Genomic DNA, 18,770 nt, shown 5'->3' on the forward strand with positions numbered 1-18,770 from the left:
CCCGAAGCGCGCGGCCCCGTACCGGGCCTCAGCCCTCGGCGGCGAGCGCCTCGCTGAGCTTCACGCGGCTGCCCGTGCGCAGGATCGAATTGCTGTAGATCCGCGCCCCGATCCAGAGCACCGCGGCGATCGCGAGCGCCAGGATCCCGAGCGTGAGCAGCGGCTCCCACCACTCCGCGGTGCCGAGATACAGGCGCATCGGCATGCCGACCGGCGCCGAGAACGGGATGTAGCTCATGATCGCGAGCGCCTGCGGATTGTCGTTGAAGAAGATCACCGCGATGTAGGGCAGCATCACGAGCCACATGACGGGGCTCGTCACCGAGGCGATGTCCTCCTGCCGCGAGACGAGCGCCGCGAGGGCGGCGAACATCGCGGCGAGCAGCACGAAGCCGAAGGCGAAGAGGATCCCGAACCAGATCAGCGAGCTGCCGAGCTCGCCGAGGATCAGATCCTGCCCGGTCGCGAGCATGCCGACCGAGGCGAGCGCGACGATCGCGACCACCTGCCCCAGCGCCAGGATGCTGTTGCCGAGGATCTTGCCGGCGAGCATGGTGCGCGCCGAGATGGTGGCGAGCAGGATCTCGACGATGCGGGTCTGCTTCTCCTCGACGACGCTCTGCGCGATGGTCGAGCCGAAGGTGATGGCGCTCATCATGAACACCAGGCCGAAGCCGATGGCGATGAGGTAGGCGAGGAACGGATTGTTGGTCGTCGGATCGAGCAGCTCGACGCTGGGGCTCGCGGAGAGCACCTGGAGCAGGTCGGTCGGCGGGCTGTCCTTCGCGAGCACCGTCAGCCCGACCGCCGTGTCGCCGCCCGGCACGACGGCGGCGTCCACCTCGCCGCCGAGCACGAGCTCCTCCGCCGCGGCGCGGTCCGCCGCTTCGGTCACCTCGAACCCGGCGGCGTCGAGCCCGGCACCGGCGCCGTCGACCGAGGCGACGACGGTGGGGCCGCCGATCCCGCCGTTGTTCGCCAGGAAACCGCTGAAGAGCACGCCCGCGAGCACGAGCAGCAGCAGCAGGCCGGTCGCGATGAGAAAGGGCTTGCTGCGGAGCTTCGTGGTGATCTCGCGCTCGGCGACGAGCCAGGCCCCCTGCGCGCCGTTCAGCGGACGCGCGGCGGCGCTCCGGGATGCGGGTGTCGTCTGCGTGGTCATTGCACAACCTCCTTGAAGATCTGGGCGAGCGAGGGGGCGACCCGGGCGAAGCGCCGCACGAGGAACGCCGACGGACCGGCGGCGGCCGCCGCGCCCACCGCACGGGCGAGCACGGTCTGCGCCTCCGCCTCCGAGGCGGCCTCGAAGCGGGCGAAGCCGCCGTCGAGGTGCGTCACGGTCACCCCGGGGAGCTCCCGCACCCAGCCGGCGTCGGCGGCGGCGCCCTCCAGCTCGAGCTCGAAGGTGTCGCCGGAGTGCTCGGCGCGGAGCGCCTCGCGGGAGCCGGCTGCCCGGATCCGGCCGTCGGCGATCACGACCACGTCGTCGCAGAGGCGCTCCACGATGTCGAGCTGATGCGACGAGAACAGCACGGGGGCCCCCTTCGCCGCGTAGTCGCGGAGGACGCCGAGCACGGTCTCGACCGCGATCGGGTCGAGGCCCGAGAACGGCTCGTCGAGCACGAGCGCCGTGGGTTCGTGCACGAGGGCCGCGGCGATCTGGGCGCGCTGCTGGTTGCCGAGGGAGAGGCTCTCGAGGGGGTCGTTCCCGCGCTCGGCGAGGCCGAGGCGCTCGATCAGAGACTCGCTCTGCCGCCGCGCGTCCGCCGTCGAGAGTCCGTGCAGCCGACCCAGGTAGATCAGCTGCTCGACGACCTTCATCTTCGGGTAGAGGCCCCGCTCCTCGGGCATGTAGCCGAAGCGGGCGCGGTCGCCGCGCGTGATCGGCGCCCCGTCCAGCCGGACGGCGCCGGAGTCCGCGGCGAGCACGCCCAGGATGATGCGCATGGTCGTGGTCTTGCCGGCCCCGTTCCCTCCGACGAAACCGGTCATCCGGCCGCCGGCGACGCCGAAGCTCACCTCGTCCAGCACCCGGCGATCGCCGAAGCTGCGTGTGATCGCGTCGAGTTCGAGCATGCTGCCCCTTTCGTGTTCTCCTGCGCCGGTCGGTCGCGTCCGGTCGACATCGGATCGTTCAGGTGCAACGCTACGCGGGGCCGCGCTCGCTCGCCTCCCCCGCGTGGCTGATTCGGATCCGCACCGCGGCGGAGGCGGAACTCCGACCGGATGATTACGCTGGAACGCATGGGTGAGGCAGGGGCGTCGGGCTGGGTGCGGCCGCGGGTGGATCGCGACGGCCTGCGCCGGGACGCCCTGCTCGCGCTCGCGCTCGCGCTCGGCACGACCACGACCTCGCTGCTCTACCAGCGCACCGGGATCTACACCGAGGTGGCGCCGGTCTGGGTCTGGGTGCTGGGGCTCGCCCTGTGCACGCTGCCCCTCGCGCTGCGCCGCCGCTACCCCGTGCCCGTCGCCGTCGCCGTCTCGATAGGCTTCTTCGTCTGCGGCCAGTTCGCCGTCCCCGAGGTGCTGATGATCAACATCTGCCTCTTCATCGCCCTCTACACCGTCGGCGCCTGGGAGTCGAACCGCGCTCTCGCCGTGTGGACCCAGATCGTGATCGCCATCGTCATGGTGGCCTGGCTCGTGATCTCGCTGCTCATCGCCTCCTCGGACCCCGAGCTGATGCCGGCGTTCTCACGGGTCGGCCTCTTCTCGGCGTTCGCGACCTTCGCGGTCATTCAGATCATCACGAACCTGCTCTACTTCGCGGGCGCGTTCTTCTTCGGCGCGAACGCGTGGCGCGCCGCCCGCACGCTCGCGCTGCTCGAGGCCCAGGGCCGGGAGCTCGAGAGCGAGCGGCAGACCAGCGCCGAGCAGGCGGTGGCGCTCGAGCGCCTCGCGATCGCGCGTGAGCTCCACGACGTGGTGGCGCACCACGTCTCCGTGATGAGCATCCAGGCCGGGGCGGCGCGCGTGTCGGCGGAGCGGGATCCGGCGGCCGCGACCGCGGCGCTGGAGCTCGTGGAGCGCAGCGCCGAGACGACGATCCGGGAGCTGCGGTCGCTGGTCGGCACGCTGCGCACCCCCGAGGCCGGCGACGCCGCCTCGACGGTGGGCGTGGCCCGGCTGCCCGCCCTGGTGGAGGAGTCGCAGCGCGCCGGCACGCCGACCACGCTGATCGTCGCGGGAGCCCCCCGGCCGCTGCCGCTGCTCGTCGACGTGGCGCTCTACCGCGTCGCCCAGGAGGGGCTCACCAACGTGCGCAAGCACGCCGGCCGTGGGGCCACCGCCGAGGTGCGGCTGCGCTTCGGCGAGGATCGCGTCGAGCTGGAGGTCGCCGACAGCGGGATCCGGCGGACCGCGGCGAGCGCACCGGCGTTCCCCTCCGCCGCCGCGCCGTCGAGCACGAGCCGGGGCGGCGGCCTGGGTATCCGCGGCATGCGCGAGCGGATCGGAGCCGTCGGCGGCACCCTCGACGTCGGCCGGCGCGAGCGCGGCGGGTTCATGCTCCGGGCGACCGTGATGAACGCCCCCGCGGGCGCGACCGATCGCGCGGCCGGAGCGCCGCGGGAAGGAGTACCGGCATGATCCGCGTGCTGCTCGTCGACGACCAGGCGCTCGTGCGCTCGGGCTTCCGCGTCATCCTCGACTCCGAGGCCGACATCGAGGTCGTCGGCGAGGCCGCCGACGGCGCGGAGGCCGTGCGTCTGGCGGCGTCGCTCTCCCCTCAGGTGATCTGCATGGACGTCGAGATGCCGGCCCTGGACGGGATCGAAGCGTCCCGGCGGATCCTCGCGTCCGCCGGCGACGGCTCGACCGATCGCGCCGGCGCGCCGGCGATCCTGATCCTCACCACCTTCGGGCACGAGAGCTACCTCTTCGATGCGCTCGCCGCCGGGGTGAGCGGGTTCCTCCTGAAGACCTCCCGCGCCGAGCACCTCATCGATGCGGTGCGCACGCTCGCCTCGGGCGGGGCGCTGCTCGGACCGGATGTGACCCGCGCCGTCATGGAGCGTGCGGCGGAGCAGTCGCCTCGGGCGCCGCAGGAGGGAGCAGCCGTCGCGCCGGATCCGCCGCAGCTCGGACTCACCGAGCGCGAACGCGAGGTCCTCGGGCTGGTCGCGACCGGGCGCTCCAACGCCGAGATCGCCGACGAGCTCTTCCTCGGATCGGCGACCGTCAAGACGCACGTGTCGAACCTGCTGCAGAAGCTCGGCGCTCGCGATCGCGTGCAGCTCGTGGTGTGGGCGCACACCCGAGGCTTCGCGGGCGGGTATCAGCCGGACGGCAGATCCACGTAGGCCGTGCTCCCGACCGCGACGGTGGCCGTGCCCGCGCTGAGCTCCGCGACGAGGGCGGTGAGCGGGGCGAGCTGATCCTCCGCGACGAGGTAGGACCGCGACACCGCCTCACCGTACTCGGCCTCCCCCGGCGTCCAGCCGCGACGTCGCGCCTCCGCCTCGATGACGGCGGCGACGTCGTAGCCCGAGTCGACGAGCACCGACCGACGCGGCGCACGGGTGACGATTCGCGCCGCCTCGATCGCCCGCGCGACGGCGGCCCGATAGGCTCGCGTGAGGCCGCCGGCGCCGAGCAGCACGCCGCCGAAGTAGCGGGTGACGACGGCGACGACGTCGCTCAGACCCGCGCTCGTGAGCGCGTCCAGCATGGGCGCGCCCGCGGTGCCGCCGGGCTCGCCGTCGTCGTTCGAGCGACGCACCCGTCCTCCCGGCCCCAGCACGAACGCGCTGCAGTGATGGCGCGCTCGCGGGTGGGCGCTCCGAGCCTCGGCGATCACCTCACGGGCCGCGACCTCGGTCTCCACGCGCGCGAGCGTGGTGAGGAACCGTGAGCGCGAGATCTCGATCTCCGCCTGCGCCCGGTCGGCGATGGTCCGATACTCCACCCGTCTATTCTGCCTCTCGGCGCAGCCGTCGAGGCTGACCCTTCCGCGCGTGGACCCGAAGTGCCCCATCAGCAGAGCGGAAACGGCACTTCGGGTCCACACGGGGGGTGGCAGGGCGGGGAGGGGGATCGCCCGGGAGCAGCAGGGGGAGGCGAGGGGTCGGGAGAAGGAGGAGGCGAAGAAGGAAGGAAGATGAGGAAGAGGGAAGGGGAAGAGAAGAGGGCGGGAAGGGGAGGGGTAGGCTCGGGGCATGTCCGAGAGCCCTCCCTCCGTGCGGATCGACGCCTGGGTCTGGGCCGCTCGTCTCGCCAAGACCCGCAGCCAGGCGACGGCGGCCTGCAAGGCCGGTCACGTGCAGGTGAACGACGGCTCGGCCAAGCCGGCGCAAGCGGTGCGGATCGGGGACGTCGTGCGCGTGCGCCTGCACGACTCGGAGCGGCTCTACCGGGTCGCGGGCCTCGCCACCAGGCGCGGCAGCGCCGCCGAGGCGGCTCGCCTGTTCGAGGATCTGACGCCGCCGGCCCCGCCCAGGGTCGAGCGCCCCGCGGCGGTGCTGCGCGAGCGCGGCGCCGGTCGGCCCACCAAGCGCGACCGGAGAGAGATCGACCGCCTGCGCGGCCGAGCGCTCCCCTGAGCACACCCCGAACTCTCAGCCCGATCGCGGACGGCCGCTGCTACGGTTCCTGTGGCGGTATCCGGCACGAAGCGAAGGGCATGAACATGGCAACCTCCGAGGAAGCGCGCGACGCGCTCTACGAACTGATCACATCCGAGGCCGAGCGGGTCGCGCGGATCGAGGACGACGAGCTCCGCAACGAGTCGATCGAGTCCCTCGCCAACGCCTACCGTCAGGTCGTCGGCGACGCGTAGACGCGGCTTCGGGAGCGGGGCGGCCACGTGCTAGAGTTGTTCCTCGTGCGCCGGCAGCCCCGGCCTCGCCACCTTAGCTCAGGGGTAGAGCAGTTCCCTCGTAAAGAACAGGTCGTCGGTTCAAATCCGACAGGTGGCTCGAAGAAAAACACCTAGCGTTGTTGGAGAGCCGTGCGCGGGTCACCTCCCGCGCCCCGGCAGCATCGCGCGTAGCGTTCTTCGGCTCGTGGTAAACGGGCTCATCGGGCGTGAGGCTGTGGTCGGGATCGCATCGGCGCGGAGTCTCTCAGAGTTCTGCCACGAGAATGGTGCCCCGGCACGAGGGGCGCTCTCCGCGACGGGGGTGGGGCATTGTTTTCGTCGCGGTGGGTGCCTTTCGTGGACCGGTCATGCGTGGGAACAGCAGAGGCCCACGCGCTCGCTCAGACGATGCCCGGCGCGACCTGGCAGCTGGTCGCGGTGGCTCAGTGGTCGAGGCGGCGGGGAGCTCTGCGCGGGCTACTCCGCGCAGACCGCGTCCTGGCTCTCGGGCACCGCACCGCTGAGCAGGTAGTCGTCGACGATGGCGTCGACGCAGCCGCTCTCGCCGTAGGCCGTGTGCCCTTCGCCCTCGAAGGTGACGAGCACGCTGCTCTCGAGCTGCGCGTCGAGCTGCTGGGCCCACCGGAACGGCGTCGCGGGATCCCCGGTGGTGCCGATCACCAGTATCGGATCGGCGCCCGCGGCCTCGACCTCCTGGATCACGTCGGCGGCGGGCGCCGGCCAGTGGGCGCAGCCGATGTCGCCGAAGGTCTGGTACTTGCCGGTGACGGGCGCGAGTTCGATCGTCTTCGCGGCATCGGCTCGCATGACGTCGTAGTCGAGCTGATCCGGCCGATCGTAGTCGACGCAGTTGATGGAGATGAATGCCTCGAAGAGGTTGGTCCGGTAGACGCCGTGATCCCGGTCGTAGTAGGCGTCGGCCAGCCGGAAGGCCTGCTCCGCCCCGCCCTCGGCGACCTCCTCGAACAGCACGTCGAGCTGGGGCCACATGCTCGGGGAGTACAGCGCCGAGGCGATCGAGGTGAACATGGTGCTGTCGTAGAGCATCCGCCCGTCGGCGGCGGGGATCGGATCGGCCTCCACGCGGGCGAGGAGCTCCCCGATCCGCGTCATGGCGCGATCCACGTCGGCGTCCCCCGCTCCCTCGCCCGAGAGCGGGCAGCTCTCACGGGTGAGGCAGTCGGCGGTGTAGTTGCGCAGCGCGCCCTCGATGCCCACGACCTGCTCGCGCGAGACCTCCTCAAGCGTCGATGAGGGATCGACGGCGCCGTCGAGCACCAGTCGTCCGACCCGCTCGGGGTAGGCGTCGGCGTAGAGCGCACCGATCTGCGTGCCGTAGGAGAAGCCGAGGTAGTTCAGCTTGTCGTCTCCCACGATCTGCCGGATCATGTCGAGGTCGCGCACCGTCGACGCCGTGTCGATGTGTCCGAGGAGATCGCCGCTGCCCTCCGCGCACGCCTCCGCGAACTCCGCCGAGGTTTCGAGGCCCTGCTCGATCCACGCGTCGCTGCCGAACTCGAGGAGGGCGCCGTCCTCCTCCGGGTCGCCCGTTCCGAAGAAGAACTCGTCGAGCCCCTCATCGTCGAGGCAGGTCACGGCGGAGGACTGCCCGACCCCTCGCGGGTCCCAGCCGATCAGGTCGTAGCGCTCCCGAACCGAGTCGTTCACGATTCCGACGAAGTTCTGGCGGACGAAATTGGCTCCTGAAGCGCCGGGGCCGCCGGGGTTCAGGAGCAGGGAGCCGAGCCGAGCCTCTCCTTCCGCGGGGTGCTTCGTGAGACGCAGCGTGATTCTCTCGCCATCGGGGTCATCCCAGTCGAGGGGCGCGAACACGTCGGCGCACAGCACCTCCACACCGCACACCTCCCACTTCGGCCGCTGTTCGGAGAAGTCGGAGAAGTCGTTGTCGGGAAGCGGAAAGGAGCGCGTGAAGTCCATCGCCGGACCGCAGCCGCAGAGCATCGCGATCGCCGCGATCACCGCGATCGCGGCGGAGCCGCGCCGCACGATCCGCTTCATCGAGTTGCGCTCTCGTTGCCGGCGACAACGATGCCGGCGAACATCGCCTCCAGCACGAGCCCCGGTGCGACGGCCCGGGCCAATCGCTCGCGCGCGGTCTCCACGGAGGACACCGCCGCGAGCGCGCGGACGGCCCCCCAGCGCTCGGCGGAGCGCAGGAGCCGCTCGTACTGCTCCGCGTTGATGACCTCGAGCCCGGCGTCCAGCACCACGAGCAGCATGTCGCGGTAGAGCGAGAGCAGGTCGGTGAGGATGCGGTCGATCCCGTCGCGCAGGCTCCGGGTGGCGCGGCGCTTCTGATCCTCGTCGAGCGCGCGCAGCTGCGCGCGCAGCTGCGGCGGGATCGTGGCGCCGGGCGCGAGTCCGAGGCTGCGCATGGCGTCTTCCCGTTCGTCGGCGTCGAGCTGCTCGGTGAAGGCGTCGGCGTCGGCCTGCGCCACCTTGAGCAGCTCGGCGGCGGCGCGCATCGCGTCGCCGAGGGTCTCGACGTCGAGCGCCAGCTCGACCGTGCGCGAGCGGCGGGCCAGCGCGTCGGGGTCGGTGGCGAGCCGTCTCGCCATGCCGATGTGGCTCTGCGCGAGCCTGGCCGCCTGAGCGGCGGAGTCGCGGGGCACGCCGTCGCGCTCGTGCAGCAACCGGGCCACCTCCTCGACCGGCGGGGTGACCAGGCGCAGCGAGCGCGCCCGGGACCGGATGGTGGGCAGCAGGTCCGCCTCGCTCGGCGAGCACAGCAGCCAGACCGTGCGCTCCGGCGGCTCTTCCAGTGCTTTGAGCAGCACGTTCGAGGTGCGCTCCGGCATGCGATCGGCGTCCTCGATCACGATGACGCGGTGCCGGCCCTCGGCGGGCGCGTAGTGCGCGGAGGCGAGGATCTCGCGCACGTCGTCGATGCCGATGATGACCTTCTGGGTCGTGAGGACGGTCGCGTCGGGGTGGGTGCGCGCGCGAACCTGGGCATGGACCGCCTCGCGCTCGTCCGGCGACCGCGCGATCAGCGCCGCGGCGAAGCGGAGCGCCAGGTTGGAGCGCCCGGATCCCGGGGGTCCGGTGATCAGCCACGCATGCGCCGGCTCCCGCTCGGTCTCCGTCGAGGACGCGCGCTCGAGCGTCTCCACCGCGGCCGGTTGTCCGACGATCTCGCTCCAGAAGCTCACAGGACCAGCGTAGCGATCGCCGCTGACAACGGGCGGGCATCTCCGGTGTTCCGTGCGGGGGCGGGACGTGGTCGTCGCTGAACAGCGACCACGTCCCGCGTTCCCGCGCAGGGGCGTCGGCGAGCCCTACTCGGCGTTGCGTGCGCGCTGCCTCCGGCCGGTCGCGTACACCCCGGCGCCAGCGAGGAGCAGCAGCAGGGCCAGCAGCAGGATCCACGGCGCGACGTCGCCACCGGTCACGACGAGCGGATCGGCGGCCCGGACCTCGATCGTCGCGTCGGAGTGGGTCACGGAATCGGGCGTCAACTCCGTCTTCGAGGAGACCGATACGGTGTTCGTCACCGACGGATAGGCCGCGGCGGCCACGTTCACGACGAGGGTGAGTCTCGCCCGTTCGCCGACCGCGAGCCCGTCCTCGAGCGTCCAGGTCACGGTTCTGCCGCTCACCCGCACGCCGTCGTCCGGCGAGGAGTGGAAGCTCAGCCCGTCCGGGAGGCGGTCGGTGACGGTGATGGGGCCGGGATCCTCGGTCGGGCCGAGGTTCTTCACCGTGATGCGGTAGGTGCCGGTCTCGCCGACCCGGAACGATCCGACGGCCGTCTTCGTCGTGACGAGCGTCGCGAGCGGCGGCACCACGACCTCGTCCTCGGCGCGGTTGTTGTCGGTGCGGGTCTCGGTCTCGTCGCCCGTGACCTTCGCGACGTTGACGACGCGATCGTAGGCCCGCTCGGTCACCCGCGTGGCGATGGTGAGCGGCGGCGTGCTCTCGCCGGGGGAGAGCGGACCCGCGTAGCTCGCGATCAGCTCTCCTCCGGAGGAGGGGTCGCTGGCCGGTTCGACCACCGAGACCAGGGTCCAGCCGTCGCCCAGGTCGTCGCCCGGCTCGCTGAGGATCTTCAGGCCCCGCGGCACCGTATCGGTGACGGTGATCCCGGTGGCCTCGGAGGGCCCGTGGTTGGTGACCACGATCTCGAACGGCAGCTCGTCGCCGATGCGCACCTGCCCGGCGTCGTGCTGTTTGGCGATGGAGAGGTCGACCTCGCGTTCGATCTCCAGGGGCGCCTCGTCGTCGTCGTTGCCGGGGTTCGGATCATCCGTGCCCGAGCTGACGACGGCGGTGTTCACGATCGGGTCGACGCGCGGAGGATCCGTCTCCTCGAGTGCGGCGTCGAGCCCCACCTCGAACACGATGGTCGGCGCCGAGGCGCCGGCCGCGAGACCCGTGCCGGTCGGGACCCGGGTGAAGGTGATCCGCTGCGGATCGGCCGGATCGGCCTCGGCCGTCCAGTTCGCCGAGCTGCCCGCGACCAGCTGCACGAAGCTGACACCGCTCGGCAGCGTATCCACGACCGTGAGCGGTGCGACCGCGTCGCTCGGGCCGAGGTTCTCGACCTCCAGCGCGTAGCGCGCGCTCCGGCCCGCGACGGCCGAGGCGATCTCGTCGCCGCGCTCGTCCACGGCGGTCTTCTGCAGCGCGAGATCGGCTTCGGCGTGCACGGTGATCTCGGCGTCATCGTCGTCGTGGTGCGTGCCGCGGCTGTCGTTCCAGTCGAGCACCGCCTCGTTGAGGAGCCGCGTGCCCTCCGGCACGTTCGCGCCGATCAGCGCCACCACGGTGATCGTGCTGCCGAACGGATCGGCGGCGGTGTCCACGGGGTGCAGGCCGTCGTTCGCCTCATAGGCGCAGGCGCCGCTCTGCGCGCCCGCGACGGCCGCGTCGCAGTCCCATCCGGCGCCCGACATCGAGACGAGCGTCAACCCGGAGGGAAGGGCGTCGGTCACCGTCGCCGGCGCGGCCGAGGGACCCGCATTGCGGATCGTCAGCTCGTACGCGACCTCGGTGCCCGCGACCCAGGGGCCCGCCGCGACGGTCTTCTCGATCGTCATGTCGGCGCGGGTCACGACGTCGGTCGGATCCTCCCAGACGTCGTCGCGCGGGTCGGGATCGTTCGGCGCGTCGACCTCCGCCCGGTTCACGAGCGCCTGCTGCTCCCGGACCGTGTCGGCGACGGCCGTGGTGAGGACGATCTCGATGGTGGCGTCGACGGCGAGGGTGTCGCCCGCGCCGGTGAGCAGGGTCCAGCTCAGCAGCTGTCCGGAGACGCTCGGCTCGAGGGACTGCCAGGCGCCGCCGGCGATCCTGACCTCGGCGCTTCCGGACTCGTAGCTGAAGCCCGCGGGCAGCAGATCGGTGATCTCGATGGGACCGTCCGAGACGCTGGGGCCCTCGTTGGTCGCGACGATCCGGTAGTCGAGTGGCTCACCCGCCACCGCCTGACCGGTGTGCGACTTGACGATCGACAGGTTCGCGACGCGCGCCGAGTCGCTTCGATCGTCGTCGCGCGGCTCGTTGGTGGCGTTCTCCGCCGAGGCCTCGGCCCAGTTCTCGATCGGCGTGCCCGCGGGCACCGTCGCATCGGTGCCGTAGGTCACCACGAACGACGTGGCGTGCCCGGCGCCGACCTGCTGCGGGCCGTCGAGCGCGAAGGTATCCCAGGCCGGAGAGGTCGTCCCCGCGGCGTTGGTGCCGCCGGCCGCGCGGGTCCAGACGCCCGAGACGTTCTCATGGGAGTCGTAGCTCAGACCGTCCGGCGTCTCGTCGACCACCGCGACGTCGCGGGCGTCGGCCGGACCGTTGTTCACCACTTCGATCAGATAGCTGACCGGGTCGCCCCACTCCGGGGTCTCCGTCGCGGGCACCCAGTCGGCGCCCTCCTTCACCACCCGGGTCTTGGAGATCCCGAGGGTGGTCGCATCGTCCGGGGTGACCGGGGCGTTCGAGGTGTTGTTGGGGACGACGGGATCCCGGGTTCCTCCCGGGGAGATGACGGCGGTGTTGAGGATCCGGCCGTCGCCGCTCGGGCCCGAGGTCGGCGTCCAGGACGCGTCGACGACGCCGCTCAGCGTGATGACCGGAGCCGCGCCGACCGGCAGCGCCGTCCCCTGGTAGGTCCAGGTGATCGTGTCCCCCGCCTCGGCGGGCCATCCCCCGGGAACCGCCGCGGTCCAGGTCGGGTTCGAAGGATCTGCGACGCCGTGGATCCCCTCGGGGATCGTGTCCGTGACCGTGATGGGGTTCGCGGCGGTGCTCACCGAGACCGACGGGCCGATATTGCTCGGCGCCAGCTGCCAGGTGATCGCGGAGCCGGCGTTCGGCTCGGCCGTGCTGACCGTCTTGTCGATCGCGAGATCCGCGCTCGGCGCCAGCGGCTTCGAGACGTCGTCGGTGTTGTCCGGCTTCTTGGCGTCGGGCTCGTGGGTGCGGCCCTCGACCGTCGCGACGTTGTTCAGCTCCGCTCCGCTCGCGGTGGCGTCCGCGGCGACCGAGACATCCGCGCGCAGGACGATCCGATCGCTGCCATCGGCGGCGAGGCTGGTCGCGCCGTCCCCGATGACGAACGGATCGGCGGCAGTCCCACTGCCGGTCAGCGCGAGCGAGATGCCGCTCGCGTCGCCCGGTCCGCTGAAGTAGCGGGCGGACCAGGTGCCCGCCGTCACGCCCGCGGGGAGCGTCTGCGTGTCGACGACCTCGAACGGCCCGAAGCCCGCGTCGGGTCCCTGGTTGGTCACCGTGATGCGCCACTGGGGCTGCGCGTACCGCCCGGCGACGACGGCCTGACCCGGGACCCAGCTCCCGGCCGTGAGTCCGTGCAGGTTGGTGCTCGCCTCCCCGGTGTCGACGACGCCGCCCGCGGCGTCCTTGACGAGCTTCAGATCCGCCGAGCGGAGGAACGCGTCGGCCGTGTCCGGAGCCGCGGTGAACTCGCGATCGGCGTTCTCCGTCGCCCCCGAGGTGTCGGTGGTCGCCGCGCGCAGCGCGTTGGTGTGCGGCACGGCGGTCCCGTCGTCCCGGGTGACACCGGCGTCCGTCAGCGCATCCGTGCCGGGCGTCGCCGTGAAGGTGATCACGACGCTGCGCTGCGCCTCGGTCGCGCCCGACGCGGTGCCCGGCAGGAATGGCGCGGCAGGAGCGGCGGAGCCCAGATTCCAGGTGAGCGTCGTGCGATCGTCCTCGCTGCCCTGCACCGGGGCGGCGAGCGGAACCGACGGCGCTCCGCCGACGCTGATGCGCGCGGAGTCGTCGTCGTAGCTCCAGTTCTCCGGCAGGAGGTCGGTGACGTCCAGGGTCTGCGCCGGGCCCCTGCCCCCGTTGACGAGGGTCAGCGTCCAGCCGAACGATTCGCCCGCGTAGGCGGTGGTGCCGTCCGTCGTGGTCTTGTCGAGGGTCACGCTCGGGAACACCGGGCGCACCCGGGCGGTGTCGGTCACCGCGGCCTGCCCGTTCTGCCCCGGGGTGTAGACGCGTCCGCCGCTGTCGAAGGACTCGAAGCGGGTCACGTCCGCCGTGTTGGTCAGCCACGTGCCGAGCCCGTCGGTCGTCGCGTGCAGCTCGCCCGAGTCGGCGAAGGAGGCCTCGTAGCCGAGCAGGATCGACTTCGGGGTTCCCGTCCCCGACTGCGGGTGCAGCGGTCCGGGCAGGCTCCAGGTGATGGTTCCGCCCGCGCCGAGGCCGACGCCGGGATCGGCTGAGGCCGGGGTCGGGCTGATGCTCGAGACGTCGACCACGACTCCCTCGGGCACCTCGTCGGTCACCGTGATGTTGTGGGCGGGGGTGCTGCCCGCCGCGATCTGGCTCACGGTCAGCGTGTAGCCGAAGCTCGCACCGGGATCGCGGGTGATCTCGTCCTGCCCGTCGACCTTCTTGACGATCTGCAGCGCCGGGTTCGGCACCGTGACGGTGGCGGTGTCGTCGATGCGCTGCCGTTCCGCTTCGGGCGCGCCGTCGGCCGAGCCCCAGGTGAAGCGCGCGGTGTTCGGGAGCGAGTTCACGTCGAACGCGACGGCGGTCGTGAGATCGACCTCGTAGCCGAGGCGCAGCGTCCGCGACTCCGGCGAGGACGCGATGTCGCCGTCGTAGGTCCAGGTGTGGACGTTCGTCGCGGGATCGTGCCCGTGCGTCCAGGCGCCTCCCAGGGCCGGTGCCCCGCTCACGATGGTCGGGCCGACGATGGAGGCGGACGTCAGCGAGACGCCCGCGGGCAGGTCGTCGACGATCCGCGGATCGTAGTAGTTGATCTGCGGGTGCAGCGTGACGTCGACCTGGTACTCGACGGTGCCGCCGATCGGCGCGCTCGTCGTCGCGCCGAACGCGCCGGTCCCGCCGGCCGGTCGCACGCCCTTGTCGATCGCGGCGGTCGCGGCGGTCACCCGTTCGGTCGAGGCGTGGGTGCGGTCGCCGCGGCGGGTGGCGGCGTCGGGCAGCGTGCTCGGCAGCGTGTAGCCGGTCACCCGGGCGGTGTTGTCGTAGTTGCGCCCGCCGCCCGTGGCGGGGTCGATCTGCGCCGTGTACGTGAGGATCGCCGTGGTCGGGATCTCGGCCAGCTGCGTGAACTGCTGGTGGCTCCAGGTGATGGTGCCGCCGAGGCCGTTCTGCAGGGCGGCCGCGTCGGGCGAGAAGGTCGCGCCGGCTGCGGCGAGCGGTGCCGTGTTCACACGAAGCCCGACGGGCACCGTGTCGACCACGACGTTGTCGTAGCTCTTGACGCGATTCGCGTTGGAGACGGTCAGCGTGTAGGTGATGTCCTGCCCGGCCCGGATGTCGGTGTCGGGGCTGGCGGCCTTCGCGATGCTCAGGTTCGGCTCGCGGTACTGGACGTCCGCGTAGTCGCTGAGCGTGGTCGGGGCGCCCGAGGGGTTCGCCGGGTCGCCGTGGGCGAACCGCGCGGTGTTCCGCAGCGTCTTGTTGTTCGGGACGTTCGGGCGCGCCTGCGAGGCGGTGGTGTTGCTCGCGTCCACGTCGCTCGTCCACACGACGATGCGCACGGTGAAGGTCTCGGGGTCATCGCCGACCGTGTACGAGACGGGGAAGATCAGCTTGCCCGTGTCGGTGCGGAAGCCGAAGTCGCTCGGATGCGCGGCCGGATCGGCACCGGTCGCATCGGTGATCGTGACGCCCGCCGGTGCGGCATCGACCGTCGCGGAGACGAACTTGTAGGGGAAGGCGTTGCCGGGCTGGATCGTGCCGTTGCCCGGCCGACCCACGAAGTCGCCGTCGTCGGAGAGCACGGCCTCCCGCACGGTCGTGTGGGCGGGAATCGTGACGGTGTAGTCGAAGGTCGCGTATTCGCCCTGGACGATGGCGCTGCTCGGGTTGTTGGCATCCGGCGGAGTGGTGCCCGTGGGCGCGATCTCGGTCGAGACGAGCTGCTTGTCGATCTCGGCGCCGGGCAGGTACACGTCGGAGACGTCGACGGTGCGGCGATCGTCGATCGCGTACTCCCCCGCGTCGGGGTCCGCCGCGCCGGTCGAGAGCGTGTCCTCGCCCGTGGGCACCAGCGCCGAGGTCCCGCCGCCGTTGTTGACCGCGGAGTAGCGCACGATCGAGGCCGTGTTCTCGTAGTTCTGCGTCAGCTGGGCGGCCGGGCCGCCCTCGGGATCGGTGCCGTCGGGCACGACGACCGTGTAACCGAGCGTGAGGCCGCGATCGGCGGCGGGGATCGGCGGATCGGCGGAGTCGTCGGCGGGCGAGGATCCGGGCACGGTGCCGGTGAACTCCCAGACGACGATGGAGCGCTGCTCGCTGTTCACGCTCCCCCGCAGATTGTTGCCCACCTCGGCGGGGAACTCGCCGAAGTCGTACACCTTGGCCGTCCACCCGGTTCCCACCGGGGCTTCGCCCGCGTCCCAGAATCCGGGGTAGCTGGGCGATGCGGGATTCGTCTCCGGCACCCACGTCTGCTCGATGAGCGCGGCGGTCGCCGAGGAGAAGGTGCCGTCCGCCTGCACTCCCTTGATATCGGCCTTCTTGATGCCGGGGGGCAGCGCATCCCAGATCACGTAGTCCGAGGTGTCCGCGGACGGGGCGGTCAGATCGAGCCGGAAGGCGACCTCATCGCCCTGCACCACCTGTCGGTGGTCGACATCGCTGTTGAACGGGTTGCCGGACGGCGACGCGGGCGGGCCGGGATCCCCGTCGATGTCGCGGATGCCCTTGACCAGGCGCACCTGCCGATCGGTCTCGATCTCGGCGGCGTCCCGGAGGAAGAAGATGTCCCCCGCGACGTTCTGCTGCTGATACTTGGCGAGGTTCTCGGAGAGGTCGAACCGGCCGAAGGCCGAGACGTCGGTGACGGTCACCTTGACGTAGATCTCGAGGGTGGTGTCGAGCGGCAGGAACCGGTCGTCCGTGTTCGCGAAGCAGTCGGCGCCGAGGTTGAAGGTGAGGATGTTGCCATCGGGGTCGAAGCCGGTGGCGGCGTCGAACGGGACGAAGGTGTCGAGCCATTCGATGACGTTCGCGGGCTGGCAGCTCCCGAGCCCCCGGGTGCTGGACGGGACGACCCAGATGTTCTCGGGACGGCCCGAGCCCGCGACCGCGTACGGGTCGAAGGAGACGCCGGGCGGGAGGAAGTCGGTGAACCTCGGGTTGCGCACATCGGCGCCCGCGGGCGGCGTGATCCTGATCCGGTACCAGGCCTCGTCCCCCGGGGAGAAGGGCTCGTTCTCCTCCGGGGTCTTGACCCATTCGGATTCGGGGACGTCGACGATGTCGCTGCGGTCCGGCACGCCGGCGCTGCGCGTGAGCACGTGCTTCGAGAGTTCGCTCAGCGAAGCCTGCAGCACCGCATCCGAGTCGTCCCAGACCCGCCAGACGCCCGAGGCGTCGGCTCCGCCGGCCGACACCACGCCGTCGAGTCCGGGGATCGACTGCGTGGTGGCGGTGAGCTCGACGTGGTTGGGCACGGAGTCGCCCGAGGTGGTGGCCCCGGGACGGCTGTCGTCGGCGGCGTAGAGCGCATTCTGCCGCGCGGTGTAGGCCACCGTGGTCTCGGCGCCCGCCGGCAGCGGGTCGATCGCGAGCTCCAGCTGGAAGCGACCGGACGCGGGGTCGAACACGATCCCGGTGAGCGTCGCGCCGGTGAGCGAGGCGCCGCTCGCGGCCGAGGGATAGGCGCAGGCGCTGCCGAGCGCGCCGAGCTGGGCGTTCCAGTCGGCCGGGACGAGATCGCCGCTCAGTGCGCCCTCCGGATCGCCGATCCGCAGGCGCGGGATGCCCGTCCCCGCCTCGCTGGCCCCCGGGGTGACCTCGACGCCGGCGGGGAACACCGGGCAGGTGCCGTCTCCGAAGTCGTCGATGAGGCCGTTCGGGCGGATGTCGGCTCCCGTGCCCAGCTCCGCTCCGACGTACTCGCTCGTCGCGATCCTGAGCGTATAGGTGGCGAGCGAGCCCTGGGTGAACTCGGGGTCGTCGACGTCCTTCAGCACGCGCACGTCCACGGCGTCGACGGTGTGGGCGTCGGTGCCGCTGCTCGTGCGATCGCTGCCGTCGGCGATCGGCCCCCGGTACTCGCCGGACACCCCGGCCACATTGCGCAGGGCCTGCGCGCTCCCGTCGTCGTCGAGGCCGGGAGCGGTCTGGGGCGAGCCGTGCCGGGTGGACGCGCCCCGGTTGTTGTCGAGATTCGCGATCTGATCGCGTCCGCCGTCCGCGGTCGGCTGCCCGCCGCCGCCGTCGAAGTCGAGCGTGTTCTCGAAGAGCGGGATGGCCGCGCGATAGCGGATCTCGACGAAGCCGGGCTCTCCCGCAGTGCCCGAGTAGTCCTGCGCGACCGGATCGACGATGTCGAAGGCGCCTCCCGCGGCGAGCAGCTCGCCCAGGCTCCAGGTCACCTTCGTGTAGACCCTGCCGGCCGAAAGACCGTAGTCGGCGACCTCCTGGGCCGTCGGGATGACCGTGCTCACCGTCTCGCCCACGGTCGCCGCGTTGCGTCCGGCGCGGGGTCCGCCCTCCGTGCTGTCCGCTGGCGCGGGCGTGCCGGACAGCGACGGCGCCCCGGGATACTCCGCCTGCTCGCCGCGCGTTCCGTTCGCGTTCGAGGTGCGGTCCTGACCCCCGAGCCCGAGGTACTCGAGACCGGCGGGCAGGAAGTCCGTCACGACGACGTCCTCGAGATCGCCCTCGCCGGTGTGGAAGACCCGCAGCGTGTAGGTGGTCGTGTTCTCGTGCACGCCGCGGAGCAGCTCGCTCTCGGGGCTCGGCTCGCTCTTCTCGATCCGGAGGGCGCCGACGGGGATCGGCAGCGCGCTCGTCCCGGGCTCCGAGGTGTGGGCGTTGCCGGCGGAGACGCTTCTGGTCCCGGGGAGGACCGGGATGTAGCGCTCGTCCGCGCTCGTGTAGGCGGTGACCGCGAGCTCGAGCGCGTCGGAGCCCACGGGGAAGGCGTCGGCATCCGGGCGGAGCGTCAGGGTGTGGGTCGTGCGCGCGTTCTGCGGCAGGTCGGAGATGTTCTGGAAGACCAGGTACTGCTTGCCTGCGGGCACCTGGCAGGCGTGGGGGCCCTGGCTGTGCGGCGGAACGGCCGGTTCGAGGCCGAGCACGGCGCACTCCCCGGGGAAGTTGGCGTACACGCCGGGAATGACCCGGTCGCTCGGGCTGGTGGGGTAGACGGTCGGCGCACCGAGCGTGCCCGTGTCGACCACGGTGACGCCCTCGGGGAGCAGGATCCCCGCGCTGAGGTTGTACTGGTCCCCCGCGGCGGGATCGCCGACGAACGCGAGCTGCACCCGGACGTCCTCGCCGGCGATGACGGTGCCCGGCACCGAGGCCGTCACCGCGGGGCTCGGCGAAGCGGCGAAGGCGCTCTGCACCCCGACCCCGGCGGTGACGAGCAGGCCGGCGGCCAGCGCCGCCGCCGAGAACTCGGCGATCCACCTCCGCAGCCGCCGCGCTCCGCGCTCCGACCGTCGTCCGCCCGCTCGTCGAGGTGCGTCCATGA

The 18,770-nt window shown here is 71.8% G+C and carries 10 protein-coding genes and 1 tRNA gene; 5 read left to right on the plus strand and 6 right to left on the minus strand.

Going from position 1 to position 18,770, the window contains the following annotated elements:
• Positions 1–28: 28 nt before the first annotated feature.
• Both J4H92_RS04630 and J4H92_RS04635 read right to left on the minus strand, forming a co-directional pair.
• Complete coding sequence (locus J4H92_RS04630; protein WP_208096617.1) at positions 29–1,162, minus strand: ABC transporter permease; 1,134 nt, start codon at positions 1,160–1,162, stop codon at positions 29–31.
• Positions 1,159–2,076 (minus strand): ABC transporter ATP-binding protein, encoded by a 918-nt coding sequence (locus J4H92_RS04635; RefSeq protein WP_208096619.1) that lies wholly within the window; start codon positions 2,074–2,076, stop codon positions 1,159–1,161. The genes J4H92_RS04630 and J4H92_RS04635 overlap by 4 nt, the downstream gene beginning before the upstream one ends.
• Before the next feature lie 168 nt (positions 2,077–2,244).
• On the opposite strand from J4H92_RS04635, the gene J4H92_RS04640 reads away from it, so the two are divergent.
• Together J4H92_RS04640 and J4H92_RS04645 are read left to right on the plus strand one after the other, a co-directional pair.
• The gene (locus J4H92_RS04640; RefSeq protein ID WP_208096621.1) at positions 2,245–3,591 is read left to right on the plus strand and encodes a sensor histidine kinase; all 1,347 of its coding nucleotides are present in this window, start codon (positions 2,245–2,247) and stop codon (positions 3,589–3,591) included.
• Positions 3,588–4,304 (plus strand): response regulator, encoded by a 717-nt coding sequence (locus J4H92_RS04645; RefSeq protein ID WP_208096622.1) that lies wholly within the window; start codon positions 3,588–3,590, stop codon positions 4,302–4,304. The genes J4H92_RS04640 and J4H92_RS04645 overlap by 4 nt, the downstream gene beginning before the upstream one ends.
• Here the strand turns inward: J4H92_RS04645 and J4H92_RS04650 are convergent.
• Positions 4,280–4,909, minus strand: a complete 630-nt coding sequence (locus J4H92_RS04650; RefSeq protein ID WP_341783001.1) for an IMPACT family protein — start codon at positions 4,907–4,909, stop codon at positions 4,280–4,282. The genes J4H92_RS04645 and J4H92_RS04650 overlap by 25 nt on opposite strands.
• Before the next feature lie 250 nt (positions 4,910–5,159).
• Here J4H92_RS04650 and J4H92_RS04655 point away from each other — a divergent pair, with 250 nt between their 5' ends.
• The 3 genes from J4H92_RS04655 (at position 5,160) to J4H92_RS04665 (ending at position 5,918) form a co-directional block, all read left to right on the plus strand.
• Positions 5,160–5,543 (plus strand): RNA-binding S4 domain-containing protein, encoded by a 384-nt coding sequence (locus J4H92_RS04655; protein ID WP_208096626.1) that lies wholly within the window; start codon positions 5,160–5,162, stop codon positions 5,541–5,543.
• 86 nt (positions 5,544–5,629) lie between these two features.
• Positions 5,630–5,779, plus strand: coding sequence for a hypothetical protein (locus J4H92_RS04660; protein WP_208096628.1), 150 nt, complete (start codon positions 5,630–5,632; stop codon positions 5,777–5,779).
• Positions 5,780–5,846: 67 nt separating this feature from the next.
• Positions 5,847–5,918, plus strand: a tRNA-Thr gene (locus tag J4H92_RS04665).
• 359 nt (positions 5,919–6,277) lie between these two features.
• On the opposite strand, the gene J4H92_RS04670 is transcribed toward J4H92_RS04665, so the two are convergent.
• The 3 genes from J4H92_RS04670 to J4H92_RS04680 form a co-directional block, all read right to left on the minus strand.
• Positions 6,278–7,840 (minus strand): alpha/beta hydrolase, encoded by a 1,563-nt coding sequence (locus J4H92_RS04670; RefSeq protein ID WP_208096631.1) that lies wholly within the window; start codon positions 7,838–7,840, stop codon positions 6,278–6,280.
• Complete coding sequence (locus J4H92_RS04675) at positions 7,837–8,994, minus strand: DNA polymerase III subunit delta' (RefSeq protein ID WP_208096633.1); 1,158 nt, start codon at positions 8,992–8,994, stop codon at positions 7,837–7,839. The genes J4H92_RS04670 and J4H92_RS04675 overlap by 4 nt, the downstream gene beginning before the upstream one ends.
• Before the next feature lie 126 nt (positions 8,995–9,120).
• Complete coding sequence (locus J4H92_RS04680) at positions 9,121–18,768, minus strand: DUF11 domain-containing protein (RefSeq protein ID WP_208096635.1); 9,648 nt, start codon at positions 18,766–18,768, stop codon at positions 9,121–9,123.
• Positions 18,769–18,770 lie beyond the last annotated feature (2 nt).

The organism is Leucobacter weissii (genome assembly GCF_017565745.1).
GTDB lineage: Bacteria > Actinomycetota > Actinomycetes > Actinomycetales > Microbacteriaceae > Leucobacter > Leucobacter weissii.